The organism is Zoogloea sp., from assembly GCF_041908905.1.
GTDB lineage: Bacteria > Pseudomonadota > Gammaproteobacteria > Burkholderiales > Rhodocyclaceae > Zoogloea.
This window is the reverse complement of the sequence record NZ_JAYREK010000001.1, coordinates 338,535-353,155: the sequence shown is the minus strand read 5'-3', so window position 1 is coordinate 353,155 and position 14,621 is coordinate 338,535. Positions and strand designations below refer to the sequence as shown.

The window sequence follows — 14,621 nt, the reverse complement described above, 5'->3', positions numbered from 1 at the left end:
TAGAATGTGGCCCCGTGCGGGCTGGATGCGACGGGACCTCCGACAAGATGGCAAACCCTTTTGGCTGATTGATCATGCAACTCCGTATCGGAATCGACCTCGGCGGCACCAAGATCGAGGTGATCGCCCTCGGCGCCGCGGGGCAGGAGCTCGCCCGGCACCGGGTGCCGACGCCCCAGGGCGACTACGCGGCCACGCTGGCGGCGGTGGTGGGGCTGGTCGAGCGGGTCGAGCGCGAGACCGGCCGGCGGGGCACGGTGGGGGTCGGCACGCCGGGGGCGTTGTCGCGGGTGAGAGGCCTCATCAAGAACGCGAATTCCACCTGCCTGATCGGCGAGCCGCTGAAGGACGACCTGCAGGCCCTGCTGGGCCGTGAGGTGCGCGTCGCCAACGACGCCAACTGTTTTGCCCTGTCCGAGGCGGTGGATGGGGCCGGGCGGGGGGCGCAGGTGGTGTTCGGGGTGATCCTCGGCACCGGGGTCGGCGCCGGCATCGTGGTGAACGGGCGGGCCCTGGATGGCGCCAACGGGATCGCCGGCGAGTGGGGCCACAACCCGCTCCCGCTTCCGGCGGGTGATGATCTGCCCTTGCCGGCGTGTTATTGCGGCCGCGCGGGCTGCATCGAAACCTATCTGTCGGGGCCGGGCCTGGCGATGGATCATGCCCGCTGCAGCGGTGAGCTGGCGCGGCCGGAGGGCATCGTGGCGGGCGCCGCCGAGGGCGACCCGGCCTGCGAGGCCAGCCTGGCGCGCTACGAGCAACGCCTGGCGCGGGCCCTGGCGGGGGTGATCAACATCCTCGACCCGGACGTGATCGTGCTGGGCGGCGGGCTGTCGAACGTCGAGCGCCTCTACGAAACGGTGCCCAGCCTGTGGCGCCCGCACGTGTTCTCCGACCACGTGGCGACGCGGCTGGTGCAGGCCCGGCACGGGGATTCGTCGGGGGTGCGGGGCGCGGCCTGGTTGTGGCCCGATTGACCGTTTTGCCCCGGGATGGCGCAAAATGGGGGACGTTGCATTTATGGGGCGCAAAGGGGCGGAAACGCCCGGCCCTGATGGGTTGCGGCCGTGAAGCAATGTTCGGCAGCCTGTACCCGGGGCCGGGCCTCGTTTCGCCCGGCCTTGACTCGTGCGGCCCGCCGACTAGATTTCAGAATTCCCCGCGATGATTTCCAACGAGAGTTCAACCATGCCTGTCCTCCGCCACCCCGCGCTGCTGGGTCTGCATTACACCGAACTGCTGGGGCGCCTCAGCCTCTCCCAGGCGGATGTCACCCAGCGCCTCCAGTATCTGGCGTGCCGTCTGTCGATGGGGGTGATGGAGAACAGCCTGCGTCAGTTCATCCTGCGGCGCGACGAGGCTTACTATGCCGCCGACTGCGTGGAGCTCGAGGAGCGGCTCGGGGTGCTCTTCGATGCGGGGGCCGAGGGCTGCGTGACGATCCTGCGCAGCTACATCGAGGAGTTCACCAACGCCCACATCCGCTGCCTCGAGGCGGCCTTCGAGACCGGCGGTGAAGCGCTGCCCCTGCGCCTGCTGCCCTTTGTGCCGCAGCGCGCCCTGCCCGCGCCGGGCCTGCCCGGGCTGAAGCGCGGCGCCCTCCGCTGAGGCGGTGCCGGGCGTTCAGGCCCGGCGCCGGTCTTCGGGCGCTTGCGGCGCGATGTCTTCGGCGTCGGCCGGGCGAGCGTTGGCCACCATCAAGGTTCCGCGCCAGCGCTCGATGGCCGTGGCGAGGGCGAGCCGGTCGACCGGCTTGGGCAGGTAGTCGTTCATGCCGGCGGCGAGGGCGGCCTGGCGTTCCTCGCTCATCGCGTCGGCGCTGACGCCGATGATGTACGCCGGGGTGTTGGCCCTGCGCAGCGCGACGGTGGCGGTGAGCCCGTCCATCCGCGGCATGCGGGCGTCCATGAAGATCAGCTCGAAGTCGTGGTCGGCGCAGCGGGCCAGGGCTTCCTCGCCGTCCTTGGCAAAGGCGATGTCGTGGGCGCCGAAGCTCTCCAGCATGCGCGCCAGCACGGTGCTGTTGATCGCGTTGTCCTCGACGATCAGGATGCGGGTGGCGCGCCGCAGGATCAGCCGCGGTGCCGCCTGGGGCGTGGTGCCGGCCTCGACCTGGCCGGTTTCGAGCTTCACCGTGAACCAGAACTCCGAGCCGACCCCCTCTTCGCTCTTCACGCCGATGTGGCCTTCCATCAGCTCGCACAGCATGCGGCAGATGGCGAGGCCCAGGCCGGTGCCGCCGTAACGGCGGGTGGTGGACATGTCCGCCTGCTCGAAGGGTGTGAAGATGTGGCGGCGCTTGTCGGGGGCGATGCCGATCCCGGTGTCGCGCACGCTGAAGTGCAGGCCGACCTTGCCGCCGGCCGCCTCGCCGAGCTGCAGGTGCACCCGGATCGCGCCCTGGCTGGTGAACTTGAAGGCGTTGCCGACGAGGTTGAGCAGGATCTGGCGCAGCCGGGTCGGGTCGCCGACCAGCGCGTGGGGGACGCTGGAGGCGACGCTCCAGTCGAAACGCAGGCCGCGCTCGGCGGCGTTGGGCTGGAACAGGGCGCCCACCTCGGCCACCAGCAGGTGCGGGTCGAAGCCGACCGTCTCGAGCTTGAGCTTGCGGGCCTCGATCTTGGAGTAGTCGAGGATGTCGTTGAGGATGCCCAGCAGGGCCTGGCTGCTGTTGCGGATGGTGGCGATGTAGTCGCGCTGCTCGGCGCTCTGGGGCGTCATCTCGAGCAGCTGGGCCATGCCGATGATGCCGTTCATCGGGGTGCGGATCTCGTGGGACATCATCGCCAGGAAGTCGCTCTTGGCGCGGCTGGCGGCGGTGGCGGCGTCGCGGGCGTCGATCAGGGCCTGCTCGGCCTGTCGGCGCTCGGTGACGTCGGCGATGCAATACACCCGCCCGATCACCTCGTCGTCGTGGCGGGCCGGCCGCGAGCTGACCTCGAAGATGCGCCCGTCGGTGGTGTGGAGGGTGTCGAAGGTCTCGGTCTGGCCCTGGTTGCTGGTGGCGATGAGGGCCCGGAAGGCGGCCGGGTCGGTGAGGCCGGCGGCCATGTATCCGAGGATCGCGGCCTCGTCCCGCTCCGCCAGCAGGGCCTCGGGCAGGGGCCACTGGTCGGCCAGGCGGCGGTTGAGGTTGACGATGCGGCCTTCGCCGTCGAGCACCAGGATGCCCTCGGTGGTGGCTTCGAGGGTGGCGCGCAGGTGGGAGGTCATCTGCGCCAGCTCGTCCTCGGCGCGTTTCTGGGCGCCGATGTCGGTGGCCCGCACCAGCACCCCCTCGGGGATCCGCCGGACCGTCTTGCGGGCTTCGAGCAGGCCGCCGTCGGCGCGCCGGTAGAGGCCCTCCATGACCTGATCGTCCACCAGGCCGCCGCTGCGCACGTCCTCCCAGAAGAAGATGTCGGCCAGCGCGCACTCGATTTCGGTGACCGGCTGCCCGACCAGCTGTTCTTCCGGGTAGCCGAGCAGGCGGGTGGCCGCGGGGTTGACGGCCAGGATGGCCAGGCTGGCCGGGTCGACGAGGAACAGGATCTCCTCGGCGGCGGCCAGCAGGGCGCATTGGTATTGGCAGTTCATTTTGAGCGCCCCTGGCGAGGGTCGCCGTCGAAGTAGTAGGTCACCCGCTTGCGGGGGCTGAGGTATTCGTGCACCTCGGGCGGGAGGTGGATCGGGCGCAGGGCCTTGGTGATGTTGACCTCGGGCTCCTCTTCGAGATTGAGCATGATGGCCTCGTCCTTCGGTACCTGGGGGTCGTAGACGGTGACCCAGGGCCGCAGCGGGCGCTGCGGGTTGACCGACGAGACCAGCGCCAGAGTGTCGTTGGAGAGGCGCACCACCGAGCCCGGCGGATAGACGCCGAGGCAGCGGATCATCACCTGCAGCGCGCGGGCGTCGAACTTGGAGCGGCGCTGGGCGAACATCAGCGACAGGGCCTCGTGGGGCGTCATGGCCTTGGCCAGGTCGCCCGGGTTGCACAGGTTGTCGTAGTAGTTAACCAGGGACACGATGCGCGCCGCCGGGTCCATCTGCTCGCCCTTCAGGCCCTTGGGGTAACCGCTGCCGTCGGCCAGCTCGTGGTGCTGGGCGATGATGCGCAGCACCGGATCGGGCAGCCCGAGCTGGCGGCCGATGCGCACGCCGTATTCGCAGTGCATCTCCCGCAGGCGCCGCTCGGGGGGGCTCAGCTCGTGGCGGGGCCGGGCGATCCGGTCCGGGATGTCGGCGAGGCCGATGTCGTGGAGCAGCGCGCCGACGCCCAGCACCTGGCTGCGCTGGCGGTCGAAGCCGAGCTCCTTGGCCAGCATCATCGCCAGGATCGAGCTGTTGAGCCCGTGGTAGTAGGTCTCCTCGCTGCCGGGGTTCTCGCCCATCACGTGCAGCGCCACCTCGGGCTGGTCGAGGAAGGCGATGACCATCTGGTTGACCAGCTCACCGACCTCCTCGAGGCACTCCTTGGGCCGCGCGAAGAGGTTCTTGCTGATGTTGCGCATCACCCCGGCGGCCTTCACGAAGGCCTTTTCCACCTCGACGACCTTGCGGTTGCGCTCGGCCAGCCGGGCGATGCGCTCGCGTTTGGCGGCCAGGGTGGGGTTGGCGTCCGGTTCGGCCGGGGTCGCCGGAGGCTGGGGCGGCGTCGGTGCGGGCGCCGCCCGGGTGGTGGCGCCGGCGGGCTGCTTGTCGGAGCGGGCGGGGTCGTAGCGGAAGTGCCGCACCCCCAGCCCGCGCAGGGTCTTGATCTGCTCCGCCGAGCTGATCTTGAAGCTGTTGAAGCTGAACGGGTGGCTGAACCAGGGCAGGTCGATATGGATGAACAGCCCGACGCAGAGCTGGTCGGGCGTGACGACGAAGTCCTGGGGCAGAGGCATGGTAGCGGCAGAAAGCGGTCAATAGTCCTATTTCGGCCTGCCCACCGCGAAGTTGAGCCCGGGCCGTGGCGCCGTGCCTCAGATCGGGGCGTCGACCAGGATCACGTGCACGCTGCGGGGGCCGTGGGCGCCCAGCTGCAGGGTCAGTTCCACGTCGCCGGTGCGCGATGGGCCGGCGACGAGGTTGATGGTGCGCGGCATGCCGCCGGGCCGGGCCCGCACGAGCGGCCAGACGTCCTCGAAGTGGCGCACGATCTGGCTGCAGTGCAGCACCACGAGGTGGTGGTCGGGCACGAAGTTGAGGGTGGTCGGGCTGTCCGGGCCGGAGGGCAGGGCGACGCTGCCCACCTCGGCGATGCCGGCCAGACAGGGGGTGACCGACAGCAGCTCGTCCGGGCCGGCCGGGCCCGGGTGGTGGCTGAAGCCGGCCGGCCACGGCAGGCCGGCCAGCGGGCGGGCCACGGCGGCGCGGGGCGGCAGGCCGAGGCGGGCCTGGTAGGCGGCCACCGCGGCGGGCACCTCGTCGAGGGTGGCGACCCGCGCGACGCTGCCGGCGCGGCTCTCGAACCTGGCGATGAAGCGCGTCACCAGGTCGTCGCCCACGGCGACGCGGGTGTGGGCCGGGCGGCGCGCCTCGAGGGCGGCGACGGCGTCGGGCGGCAGCGGGCCGCGGCCGAGCTGGCGGCGGATCTGGTCGAGGATGGCGGAGCGGGAGGACATGGACGGACGGAGGTCGGGGGGCGGTTCAGGGGCGCTTGTGGGCCTGCCACATCTCGAGGAAGGTCTGCCCCTCGGGCGCGGGCAGGTCGCGCAGGCCGCTCCAGGCTTCGCCGAAGGGCAGGCTGGCGAGGCGGCCCCGGTTGCCGGCGGCGGCCTTCAGGGCCCGGGCGGCGAGACGGTTGGCGGCGCGGTAGAGGGTCGGCCGTTCGGCGACGAAGCGCCAGGCCTGGAGGGCCCGGGTTTCAAGGGCCGGGCGCAGGCCGGCCTGGCTCTGGCGGTGGCGCAGCTCGCGCAGCAGGTCGGGCAGCGGGATGCGCACCGGGCACACGGTCTGGCAGCGGCCGTTGAGGGTGCATGCGTTGGGTAGGTCGTAGGTGCTGTCGAGGCCGACGAAGAGCGGCGTGAGCACCGAGCCCATCGGGCCCGGATAGACCCAGCCGTAGGCGTGCCCGCCCACCGCGCCGTACACCGGGCAGTGGTTCATGCAGGCGCCGCAGCGGATGCAGCGCAGCATGTCCTGGAACTTGCCGCCCAGCATCTTGCTGCGGCCGTTGTCCACCAGCACCACGTGGTATTCCTCGGGGCCGTCCGGGTCGCCGGGGCGGCGCGGGCCGGTGGAGAAGGTGGTGTAGGTTTCGGTCTCCTGGCCGGTGCCGCTGCGCGCCAGCAGGCGCTGGAACAGCGACACGTCGTCGAGGCTGGGCACGATGCGCTCGATGCCGCTGGTGACCACATGCACCCGGGCGAGGGTCTGGGTGAGGTCGCCGTTGCCTTCGTTGGTGACGATCACCGACGAGCCGGTCTCGGCCACCAGGTAGTTGCCGCCGGTGATGCCCACGTCGGCCTGGAAGTATTTTTCGCGCAGCACCAGGCGCGCTTCGGTGACCAGCTCGCCGACGCTGGTCTTGCGCGGCCCGCCATGGGCCGCCTCGAACAGCTCGGCCACCTGGGCGCGGGTCTTGTGGATGGCCGGGGCGATGATGTGCGAGGGCGGCTCGCCGGCGAGCTGGATGATGTATTCGCCCAGGTCGGTCTCGGTCACCCGGTAGCCGTCGGCCTCGAGGGCTTCGTTGAGGCCGATCTCCTCGGAGACCATCGACTTGCCCTTGGTGATGGTCTTCGCGCCGACCCGCCGGCAGATGCCGAGGATGATCTGGCGGGCCTCCTCGGCGTCGGCGGCCCAGTGCACCTGGCCGCCGGCGGCGGTGACCTGCGCCTCGAAGCGTTCGAGGTAGTGGTCGAGGTGGGCCAGCACGTGGTTCTTCACGTCGCGGGCCTGGTCGCGGAGGGCCTCGAACTCCGGCAGCTCGGCGACCAGCGCGCCGCGGCCATTGACGAAGCCCTTGCGGGACTGGCCGAGGGCGTCCTTGAGGTGGGGGTCGGCCAGGGCCGTGATGACCTTGGCCTTGAAGCGGGGGCTGGTGACCTTCATGGCTGCCGCGCCTCCGGGGCACCGCCGATGCCGTCGCCGTCGGCCAGCCCGGCCAGCACCTCGGCGGTGTGGAAGACCTTGACCGGCGCGCCGCAGCGGGTCATCCGCCCGGCCAGGTGCAGCAGGCAGCCCAGGTCGCCGCCGACGAGGGTGCCGGCGCCGGTCTCGGCCACCCGGGCCAGCTTGTCGTCGGCCAGGCGGCCGGAGATCTCGGGGTATTTGACGCAGAAGCTGCCGCCGAAGCCGCAGCACACCTCGGTGTCGGCCATCTCGGCGAGCTGCAGGCCGTCCACGCTGCCGAGCAGCAGGCGCGGCTGGGCCTGGATGCCGAGCTCGCGCAGCCCCGAGCAGGAGTCGAGGCAGGTGACGGTGCCGGGGTAGGCGGCGTCCACCGCCTGCACGCCGCGCACGTCGGTGAGGAAGGAGACGAGCTCGAAGCTCTTCGCGGCGAGGGCCTCGGCCCGGGCGCGCCAGGGCGGGTCGTCGGCGAAGAGGCGGGGGTAATCCTTGCGGATCGTCGCCATGCACGAGCCGGAAGGCCCCACGACGTAGTCGAAACCCTCGAAAACCTCGATAACCTGCCTCGCCAGCGCCCTGGTGGCCTCGAAATCGCCGCTGTTATAGGCCGGTTGGCCACAACAGGTCTGGTTTTGGGGCACTTCCACACGGCAACCGGCGTTTTCAAGCAGCTTTACGGCGGCAAAACCCACATTGGGGCGAAACAGGTTCATCAGGCAGGTGGCGAAGAGGCCAACGCGGGGGGGCATGGGTGTTTCCTTGAAGACAGGTCGGCCTGACGGAACGGAGCGGCGGCGCGCATGCAGTATTACCGCCGCCCATTCTAGCCGGGGCGCCCCAAAGTGGGGAGGGCGCGCCGCGCGGCCGCGGTCCGGGCGGGCGGCCACCGGCGCCCTGGCACCCTGGCTCGGTGGTATAAAACCCGTCCTTTATCGCACAGGTGGTCGACCGATGGAAATGGATCTCGCCGGGTGGGTCGTGACGGGGTTTGCGATCCTCATCACCGGCATCTCCAAGTCCGGCCTGGGCGGTGCGCTGGGCGGGCTGGCGGTGCCCTTCATGAGCATGTGGATGTCGCCCCGGGACGCGGTGGCGGTGATGCTGCCCATCCTCATCACGATGGACATGGTGGGCATCCGGGCCTGGCGGGGCAAGGCCGACTGGCAGGACCTGCGCACGCTGATCCCCGGCGCGCTGGTCGGCATCGCCCTCGGCACGCTGGCCTTCGGGGTGATGTCGGACCGGGTCGTGAAGGGCTCGATCGGCCTGATCGCGGTGGTGTTCGCCCTCGACCGGCTGCTGCGCAAGGGCGGCCGGGTGGCCAGCGAGGCGCGGCCGCCGCGGGCGGTCGGCTGGCTGTGGGGGGCCGGGTCGGGCTTCACCAGCACCCTGGCCCACGCCGGCGCGCCGCCGGTGATGATCTACCTGCTGTCGCGCCGCCAGCCGCGGGAGACTTTCGTGGCCACCTCGGTGTTCTTCTTTGCGGTGATCAACCTCGCCAAGCTGCCCTTCTACATCGGGCTGGACCTGTTCAGCCGCGAGACCCTGGTGATGTCGGCGCTGTTCATTCCGCTGGTGCCGATCGGCGTGTGGAGCGGCATGCGCATCCTGAAGCACATCCCCGAGCGGCCGTTCTATTTCTTTGCCACCGCGGCGCTGGGCCTGTCGGGGGTGAAGCTGCTGTGGGACGGGGTGATGGGCTGAGGGGGCGCCCTTCCGCTTCACCTCCGGGCGGGCCACCGCCCCTTCCGGTGGCGCTGGCCACGCTCTCCCGGCGGCCACAAGTGGCAGGGCGTCTGTTCGCGGTCTTCGCGCCCCTTCGCCGAGCGGCGCGAGCCCCTGAGGGGCGTGGGTTTACAGTCGCAGCCGTCCGCCCCGCTTGCGGGTACCGACGCCGGCCAGTTTGGCCAGCCCGGCGCTGCCGTGGGCGTGGCAGATGGCGCAGGCCAGCGCATCGGCCGCGTCGCTGGACGGGCTGCCGTCCAGGCTGAGCAGACGCTGCACCATGTGGTTGACCTGCTCCTTGGCCGCCTTGCCATGACCCACCACGGCCTGCTTGACCTGCAGCGCGGTGTATTCGGCCACCGGCAGGTCGCACGACACCGCGCCGCAGATCGCCGCGCCGCGGGCCTGGCCGAGAAGCAGGGTGGATTGCGGGTTCACATTGACGAAGACGATCTCGATCGCCACCTGGTCCGGCTGGTAGGTGGCGATCACCTGGCGCACCCCGTCGAGGATCACCTTGAGGCGCTCCGGCAGGCTGCCCTCGCCGCTGCGGATCACGCCGCTCGCCACGTAGCGCAGCTGGCTGCCGAGGGTGTCGATGACGCCGAAGCCGGTGTTGCGCAGGCCCGGGTCGATGCCCAGGATGCGCGTCGCGACGGTGGCGGAGGCGGCCGGCGCGTTCATTTGCGGGCCAGCCAGACGCCGAACACCGTGACGCCCATCCCGGCCAGGGCCAGGCCGGTGAGCGTCTCGCCGAACACCGCCCAGGCGATCAGCGCGGTGCTGGGCGGGGTGAGGTAGAACAGGCTCGCCACATTGACGGCGCTGCCGCTGCGGATCAGCAGGTTGAGCAGGCTCACCGCGCCCACCGACAGCACCAGCACCAGCCACAGCAGCGCGAACACGAAGTGGCCGCTCCAGGTGACCGCCAGCGCCTCGGTCTGGGTGGCGACGAGGCCGGTGGCGAGGAGGGACGGCACGAACTGGATCACCGAGCCTGTGCGCAGGTCGAAGGCCGGACAGAAGCGCTTCTGGTACAGGGTGCCGGCGGTGATGCCGATCAGGGCCAGCAGCACCGGCGTGAGCATCGCCGTCAGTTGCGGCGTGCCGGCGGTGCCGGCCACCTTGTTCGACACCACCAGCGCCACTCCGGCGAGGCCCAGCACCAACCCGGCCCACTGGCGCGGCCGCACCTTCTCGCCCAGCAGCAGGCCGGCGCCCAGGGCGGTGAGCAGGGGCTGAAGGCCGACCACCAGCGCGGCAATGCCGGCGGGCAGCCCGTGGCTGATCGCCACGAACACCCCGCCCAGATACACCCCATGCACCAGCAGCCCGGTGACGCCGATGTGCAGAAACTGGCGCGGCGTCTGCGGCCACGGCGCGCGGCTGGCCAGGGCGACGCCGCCCATCAGCAGGATCACCAGCATGTAGCGCAGGCACAGGAAGCTGAGCGGCTCGGCGTAGGGCATGCCGTAGCGGGCGCCGATGAAGCCGGTGCTCCACAGCAGCACGAAGAGGAGGGGATAGAAGCGTGTCACGGGGAAGGGGATGTCGGGGCTTGGAGCGGTGGTTCGCCGGGATCTGGAGCAGCGCGGGCGGCGCGGGCGCAAGGGGGCTCGCGCCGTCGCGCCACCTACTGCCCGGCCTTGTGCCGGCTGCGGTAGATGCGCGTGGCCGCGGTGACGATGGCCTGCACGTCGGCCGGCGGCAGCTGGGGCAGGTTCTCGCGCACCAGCCGGTAGGCCAGGTGCTCGAGCTGCTGGCCATTCCAGGCGTTGGAGGGGTCGAAGAAGGGTTCGATGAGGTGGTAGGCCTGGTCCACCAGCTCGCGCAGGGCCAGGTTCTTGCGGCGTTCGGGGATCGGGTTCATGGGCGGCTGTCCGGAAAAAGGCCGAAGAGGGCGAGGGGGATGATAACCCGGCCCTCAGGCCGCCCCGGGCCGGCGTGCCGGCGCGGCGTACCATTTTTCGGGGGGCACGCACTTCTCCTGGGCCGGGTCGGCCATGTAGTGGGGCGACATGATCTGCACGCCGTGCTCATTGAAGACGTCCTGGATGCTGGCGTGGAGATTGCTGAGCACCCGCGCCCGCGGCGCGTCGCCGGTGGGGGCGGCCTGGGCGACCAGGCAGTATTCGGGGTAGAAGTCGGACAGCGCGGTCTGGAACACCCGCGGCGGCGGGTCGGCGAGCACCCCGGCGGTGCGCCGGGCGGCCTCGAGGAGCATCGCCTCGACCTGGCGCCACGGGGTGTCGTAGCCGATCGTCACCGTGATGTCGATCATGAAGCCGAGCCCGTCGGTGGTACGCGAGTAGTTGCGGGTGGCGCTGCCGACGATCAGCGCGTTGGGGATGGTGACCTCGGCGCCGCGCCCGGTGCGCAGCCGGGTGTTGAAGAGGGTGATCGCCGCGACGGTGCCCTCGTGCTCGCCGATGCGCACATATTCGCCGGTGCGCAGGGTGCGCGAGTACATCAGGATCAGCCCGCTGGCGGCCTGGCCGACGACGCTGGAGGCGCCCAGCGACACCATCAGGCCGATCAGCACCGACATGCCCTTGAAGGCCTCCGTGTGGGCGCCGGGCAGGTAGGGGTAGGCCATCACCAGCGCGAAGATCCAGATCAGGATGTTGGTGATCTTGCGGGTCGGCTCGACGGTGTCCCGGTCCAGCCAGCCAACCCCGCCGCCGTTGCCCGCCACGTGGTCGAAGAAGGGTTTCAGCAGGCCCACCACCGCCCGGGCGACGAGCAGCATCAGCACCGCCACCAGCAGGTTGGGCAGGGTTTCGAGCATGCCCAGCCCGAGCCGGGCCAGCACGCCGAGCAGGTAGTCGTCGAGTTGCTCGCCCCAGGCCCGGGTGTAGGGGAACAGCGCCAGCACCCGGGCCAGCCAGGTGTAGGCGAGCAGGGCGGCGAGCAGCCAGAACGCCGCGCCGGTGAGCCACCTCGCCGCGGCCAGCACGCGCTCGCCGCGGATCAGCTCGGCACCGCCCGCCCGCAGCCGCCGGGTGTGGGCGTCGATGGCGGCGGCGAGGCGGCGGGCGATCCAGCCGCGCAGGCGCGCCAGCCCGGACAGCAGGATGACGAACAGCAGCGTCAGCCCGGCCGACACCGCCAGGCCTCCGGCCAGGGTCCTGCTGTCGTGGCTCTCGCGGGACTCGGCGAGGGCCGTGCGGAGGGCCGCCAGGGTGGTGTCGGTGAGGGCGTCGAGGCTCTCGCCGGCGAGCTTGTCGGTGTCTTCGGGGGTCAGTACGAAGGCCAGCTGGCCGCCGACCAGCACGATGTTGCCCACCGGGTTGGGCTGCACGCTGACGGTGTCGCCGGCCCCCCGTTCGAGCTGCGCAACGATCGCCTGCCGCCCACGCTCGGCCCGCTGGCGGGGTGGGGCGCCCAGGAAGGTCGCCCGGAAGCGTACGATCCGGCGGTTCATCAGCACCAGCTCGGCCTCTTCGCCGGCCGGCACGGCGACGGCCGCCGGCGGAGACGGCTCGGCCGGTGTCGTCGCCCGGGCCTGCTCCGGCCCATGGCGGGCGTGGCCGGAGGCGGCGCTGCAGGCCGCCGCCAGCCCCAGGGCCCAGACCAGGAACAACAGGCGGAGGATGCCGCCGCGGGGCGGACGCAGGGAGTCGGAGCGCATGGCGATGGGGTGTGGTCGGTGCATGCCGGCGGGGCATCCGGGCAATCGGGAAATGCCCTGATGATAGCCGTTCGCCCGGCGTGGGGCGTGCTTTTGCGGCGGACCGGCTTGTGTTCCGCCGCGTTTTGCGCGACAACCCCGGCTCCGACGCGCCGGCTCCGGCCGCGCGCCCAACCCCGCGACGAGGACCCGCCATGCCCTGCTGGCTGATGAAATCCGAACCCGACGACGTCTCCATCGACGACCTGGCCGCCCGCCCTGGCCAGACGGTGCCCTGGTACGGGGTGCGCAACTACCAGGCCCGCAACTTCATGCGCGACGCGATGCGGGTCGGCGATGGGGTGCTGTTCTACCATTCCGGCTGCGCCGAGCCGGGGATCGCCGGCATCGCCCGGGTTGCCAGCGGGCCTTACCCGGACGCCACCCAGTTCGACCCGGCGAGCAAGTACTTCGACCCCCGGGCCACGCCTGACAACCCGCGCTGGCTGCATGTGGACGTGGGCTTCGTGCGCAAGACCCGGCTGGTGGGTTTGCCCGAATTGCGCGGCCGGCCCGAACTGGCGAACATGCGCGTCCTCGCCCGTGGCAACCGGCTGTCGATCACGCCGGTCGAGCCGGCCGAGTGGCGTTTCATCGTCGGGCAGCTGCTCGGCGCAACCGACCTGCAGGACTGGACATGAACATCGGTATCGAATGGCTGGCCGCCTACCTGGCGCTCGGCGCCTTCGTGGGCTTTTTTGCCGGGCTGCTCGGCGTGGGGGGCGGCGCGATCATGGTGCCTATGCTGACCACCTTCTTCGCCGCCCAGGGTTTCCCGCGGGAGCACCTGGTGCATCTGGCGCTGGGCACCTCGATGGCCGGCATCGTGATCACCTCGATCTCCAGCCTGCGCGCCCACCACGCCCACGGCGCGGTGCGCTGGGACATCGTGCGCGGCATCGCGCCGGGCGTGCTGGCCGGCACCTTCGCCGGCACCTTCGTGGCGTCGCGGGCGCCAACCCAGCCGCTGGCGATCTTCTTCGCCTGCTTCACCGCCTACGTGGCGGTGCAGATGATCCTCAACGTCAAGCCCAAGCCCTCCCGCGAGCTGCCGGGCACCGCCGGGCTGGTCGGGGTGGGCGGCGTGATCGGGGCGATCTCGTCGCTGGTGGCGATCGGCGGCGGTTCGCTGTCGGTGCCCTTCATGACCTGGTGCAACGTCAAGGTGCACAACGCCATCGGCACCTCGGCGGCCATCGGCCTACCGATCGCGGTGGCCGGCGCGCTGGGTTACCTGATCAATGGCTGGAGCGTGGCGGGGCTGCCCGAGTGGAGCCTGGGTTATGTCTACCTGCCGGCGCTGGTGCTGCTCAGCCTGCTCTCCAGCCTGACCGCGCCGATCGGCGCCAGGCTCGCCCACAAGCTGCCGGTGGCCACCCTGAAGAAGGTCTTTGCCGGGCTGCTGATCGCCCTGTCGGCCAAGATGCTGCACACCGTGCTGGCGGGCTGAGTCCCGCCTCTCAAGGCCGGGGCGGCCCGGCCGTAAGACAATGCACCGACTTCGTACGGGTGCGCCCATGTCCGCCGCCAATGTCCGTCTCCGGCTCCAGTTCGAGCTCGAACTCGCCGTCCCCACACAATTGACCGCCCTCGACCACGCGCAGCTGTGCCGCGCGCTGGCCGGGGCCCTCGGCCCGACGGTGATCCAGGGGCTGCCGATGATCGCCGGCAAGCAGATGGCCAAGGTCGGCGTCCGCGTGGTCAAGCATCACCACCACCTGGATGCCCGGGTCACCACGCAGGCCCGCGTCGAGCCGGCGCGCATCGTCGAGGTGGCGCCCCACCTGACCGACGCCGAGGTGGAGGCCCTCTCCGCCCGGGCCGGCGCGCGCCTGCCGGCGGGCGAGGCGGAGGCCGCCGCCTACCTGCGCGGCCAGGCGCTGGCGCTGGTCAACGAATACCGGCTGGTGCCGTGCTCGGTGAGCGCCGTGCTCACCAGCGGCAAGCCCGCGCGGATCGACGGCGAGCTCAACCTCACCAACGGCCACATCTTTCTTGATAGCGTCCACCGCCAGACCCGCCTGCGGGCCGACCAGGGGCCACTGCGGGTGGAGGTGGCCGGCACCGCGGTGGCGGTGTCCGCCGAGTGTTCCGGCCATACCCTCACCGGCCCGGTGCTGGATGTGGCGGTGGCGCAGCTGGTGCCCCACCGTGGCGCGCTGCTCGCCCGCTGGCAGGCGGGTTGAGGGGC

15 protein-coding genes are annotated in these 14,621 nt (G+C 71.2%); 6 read left to right on the top strand and 9 right to left on the bottom strand.

Annotated elements, in window-relative coordinates; translation table 11 throughout:
• The first annotated feature begins 74 nt into the window (after positions 1–74).
• Together ACE3OU_RS01710 and ACE3OU_RS01705 are read left to right on the top strand one after the other, a co-directional pair.
• Complete coding sequence (locus ACE3OU_RS01710; RefSeq protein WP_374239799.1) at positions 75–977, top strand: ROK family protein; 903 nt, start codon at positions 75–77, stop codon at positions 975–977.
• Positions 978–1,188: 211 nt separating this feature from the next.
• Positions 1,189–1,608, top strand: coding sequence for a hypothetical protein (locus ACE3OU_RS01705; RefSeq protein ID WP_141352660.1), 420 nt, complete (start codon positions 1,189–1,191; stop codon positions 1,606–1,608).
• A 15-nt stretch (positions 1,609–1,623) separates the two neighbouring features.
• Here the strand turns inward: ACE3OU_RS01705 and ACE3OU_RS01700 are convergent, their stop codons facing one another.
• From ACE3OU_RS01700 to ACE3OU_RS01680, 5 genes are all read right to left on the bottom strand, one after another.
• Positions 1,624–3,576, bottom strand: coding sequence for an ATP-binding protein (locus ACE3OU_RS01700; RefSeq protein ID WP_374239798.1), 1,953 nt, complete (start codon positions 3,574–3,576; stop codon positions 1,624–1,626).
• Positions 3,573–4,865 carry an HD-GYP domain-containing protein gene (locus ACE3OU_RS01695; RefSeq protein ID WP_374239797.1) on the bottom strand — a complete coding sequence of 431 codons (1,293 nt, stop codon included), beginning with the start codon at positions 4,863–4,865 and terminating at the stop codon, positions 3,573–3,575. The genes ACE3OU_RS01700 and ACE3OU_RS01695 overlap by 4 nt, the downstream gene beginning before the upstream one ends.
• 78 nt (positions 4,866–4,943) lie before the next feature.
• Positions 4,944–5,585, bottom strand: coding sequence for a lactate utilization protein C (locus tag ACE3OU_RS01690; protein WP_374239796.1), 642 nt, complete (start codon positions 5,583–5,585; stop codon positions 4,944–4,946).
• Between the two features lie 25 nt (positions 5,586–5,610).
• Positions 5,611–7,017, bottom strand: coding sequence for a LutB/LldF family L-lactate oxidation iron-sulfur protein (locus tag ACE3OU_RS01685; RefSeq protein WP_374239795.1), 1,407 nt, complete (start codon positions 7,015–7,017; stop codon positions 5,611–5,613).
• Positions 7,014–7,784, bottom strand: coding sequence for a (Fe-S)-binding protein (locus ACE3OU_RS01680; protein WP_374239794.1), 771 nt, complete (start codon positions 7,782–7,784; stop codon positions 7,014–7,016). The genes ACE3OU_RS01685 and ACE3OU_RS01680 overlap by 4 nt, the downstream gene beginning before the upstream one ends.
• Positions 7,785–7,986: 202 nt before the next feature.
• On the opposite strand from ACE3OU_RS01680, the gene ACE3OU_RS01675 reads away from it, so the two are divergent.
• Complete coding sequence (locus ACE3OU_RS01675; RefSeq protein ID WP_374239793.1) at positions 7,987–8,739, top strand: sulfite exporter TauE/SafE family protein; 753 nt, start codon at positions 7,987–7,989, stop codon at positions 8,737–8,739.
• A gap of 150 nt (positions 8,740–8,889) precedes the next feature.
• On the opposite strand, the gene ruvC is transcribed toward ACE3OU_RS01675, so the two are convergent.
• From ruvC to ACE3OU_RS01655, 4 genes are all read right to left on the bottom strand, one after another.
• Entirely contained in the window at positions 8,890–9,444 is a 555-nt protein-coding gene (ruvC, locus tag ACE3OU_RS01670) for a crossover junction endodeoxyribonuclease RuvC (protein WP_374239792.1), read from the bottom strand.
• The gene (locus tag ACE3OU_RS01665) at positions 9,441–10,310 is read right to left on the bottom strand and encodes a DMT family transporter (RefSeq protein ID WP_374239828.1); all 870 of its coding nucleotides are present in this window, start codon (positions 10,308–10,310) and stop codon (positions 9,441–9,443) included. The genes ruvC and ACE3OU_RS01665 overlap by 4 nt, the downstream gene beginning before the upstream one ends.
• 83 nt (positions 10,311–10,393) lie before the next feature.
• Positions 10,394–10,630 (bottom strand): hypothetical protein, encoded by a 237-nt coding sequence (locus tag ACE3OU_RS01660; RefSeq protein ID WP_374239791.1) that lies wholly within the window; start codon positions 10,628–10,630, stop codon positions 10,394–10,396.
• A 54-nt stretch (positions 10,631–10,684) separates the two neighbouring features.
• Positions 10,685–12,415, bottom strand: a complete 1,731-nt coding sequence (locus ACE3OU_RS01655) for a mechanosensitive ion channel family protein (protein WP_374239790.1) — start codon at positions 12,413–12,415, stop codon at positions 10,685–10,687.
• Between the two features lie 185 nt (positions 12,416–12,600).
• Between ACE3OU_RS01655 and ACE3OU_RS01650 the strand changes: the two genes are divergently transcribed.
• The 3 genes from ACE3OU_RS01650 (at position 12,601) to ACE3OU_RS01640 (ending at position 14,616) form a co-directional block, all read left to right on the top strand.
• Entirely contained in the window at positions 12,601–13,071 is a 471-nt protein-coding gene (locus tag ACE3OU_RS01650; RefSeq protein WP_374239789.1) for an EVE domain-containing protein, read from the top strand.
• Complete coding sequence (locus ACE3OU_RS01645; RefSeq protein WP_374239788.1) at positions 13,068–13,880, top strand: sulfite exporter TauE/SafE family protein; 813 nt, start codon at positions 13,068–13,070, stop codon at positions 13,878–13,880. Before ACE3OU_RS01650 ends, ACE3OU_RS01645 begins: the two co-directional genes overlap by 4 nt.
• Positions 13,881–13,947: 67 nt before the next feature.
• The gene (locus ACE3OU_RS01640) at positions 13,948–14,616 is read left to right on the top strand and encodes a hypothetical protein (protein WP_374239787.1); all 669 of its coding nucleotides are present in this window, start codon (positions 13,948–13,950) and stop codon (positions 14,614–14,616) included.
• Positions 14,617–14,621: the final 5 nt, after the last annotated feature.

Excerpts from the sequence above, each read along its gene's own strand:
- ACE3OU_RS01710 (WP_374239799.1), top strand. The coding sequence starts at position 75 with ATGCAACTCCGTATCGGAATCGACCTCGGCGGCACCAAGATCGAGGTG.
- ACE3OU_RS01705 (WP_141352660.1), top strand. The coding sequence starts at position 1,189 with ATGCCTGTCCTCCGCCACCCCGCGCTGCTGGGTCTGCATTACACCGAA.
- ACE3OU_RS01700 (WP_374239798.1), bottom strand. The coding sequence starts at position 3,576 with ATGAACTGCCAATACCAATGCGCCCTGCTGGCCGCCGCCGAGGAGATC.
- ACE3OU_RS01695 (WP_374239797.1), bottom strand. The coding sequence starts at position 4,865 with ATGCCTCTGCCCCAGGACTTCGTCGTCACGCCCGACCAGCTCTGCGTC.
- ACE3OU_RS01690 (WP_374239796.1), bottom strand. The coding sequence starts at position 5,585 with ATGTCCTCCCGCTCCGCCATCCTCGACCAGATCCGCCGCCAGCTCGGC.
- ACE3OU_RS01685 (WP_374239795.1), bottom strand. The coding sequence starts at position 7,017 with ATGAAGGTCACCAGCCCCCGCTTCAAGGCCAAGGTCATCACGGCCCTG.
- ACE3OU_RS01680 (WP_374239794.1), bottom strand. The coding sequence starts at position 7,784 with ATGCCCCCCCGCGTTGGCCTCTTCGCCACCTGCCTGATGAACCTGTTT.
- ACE3OU_RS01675 (WP_374239793.1), top strand. The coding sequence starts at position 7,987 with ATGGAAATGGATCTCGCCGGGTGGGTCGTGACGGGGTTTGCGATCCTC.
- ruvC (WP_374239792.1), bottom strand. The coding sequence starts at position 9,444 with ATGAACGCGCCGGCCGCCTCCGCCACCGTCGCGACGCGCATCCTGGGC.
- ACE3OU_RS01660 (WP_374239791.1), bottom strand. The coding sequence starts at position 10,630 with ATGAACCCGATCCCCGAACGCCGCAAGAACCTGGCCCTGCGCGAGCTG.
- ACE3OU_RS01655 (WP_374239790.1), bottom strand. The coding sequence starts at position 12,415 with ATGCACCGACCACACCCCATCGCCATGCGCTCCGACTCCCTGCGTCCG.
- ACE3OU_RS01650 (WP_374239789.1), top strand. The coding sequence starts at position 12,601 with ATGAAATCCGAACCCGACGACGTCTCCATCGACGACCTGGCCGCCCGC.
- ACE3OU_RS01645 (WP_374239788.1), top strand. The coding sequence starts at position 13,068 with ATGAACATCGGTATCGAATGGCTGGCCGCCTACCTGGCGCTCGGCGCC.
- ACE3OU_RS01640 (WP_374239787.1), top strand. The coding sequence starts at position 13,948 with ATGTCCGCCGCCAATGTCCGTCTCCGGCTCCAGTTCGAGCTCGAACTC.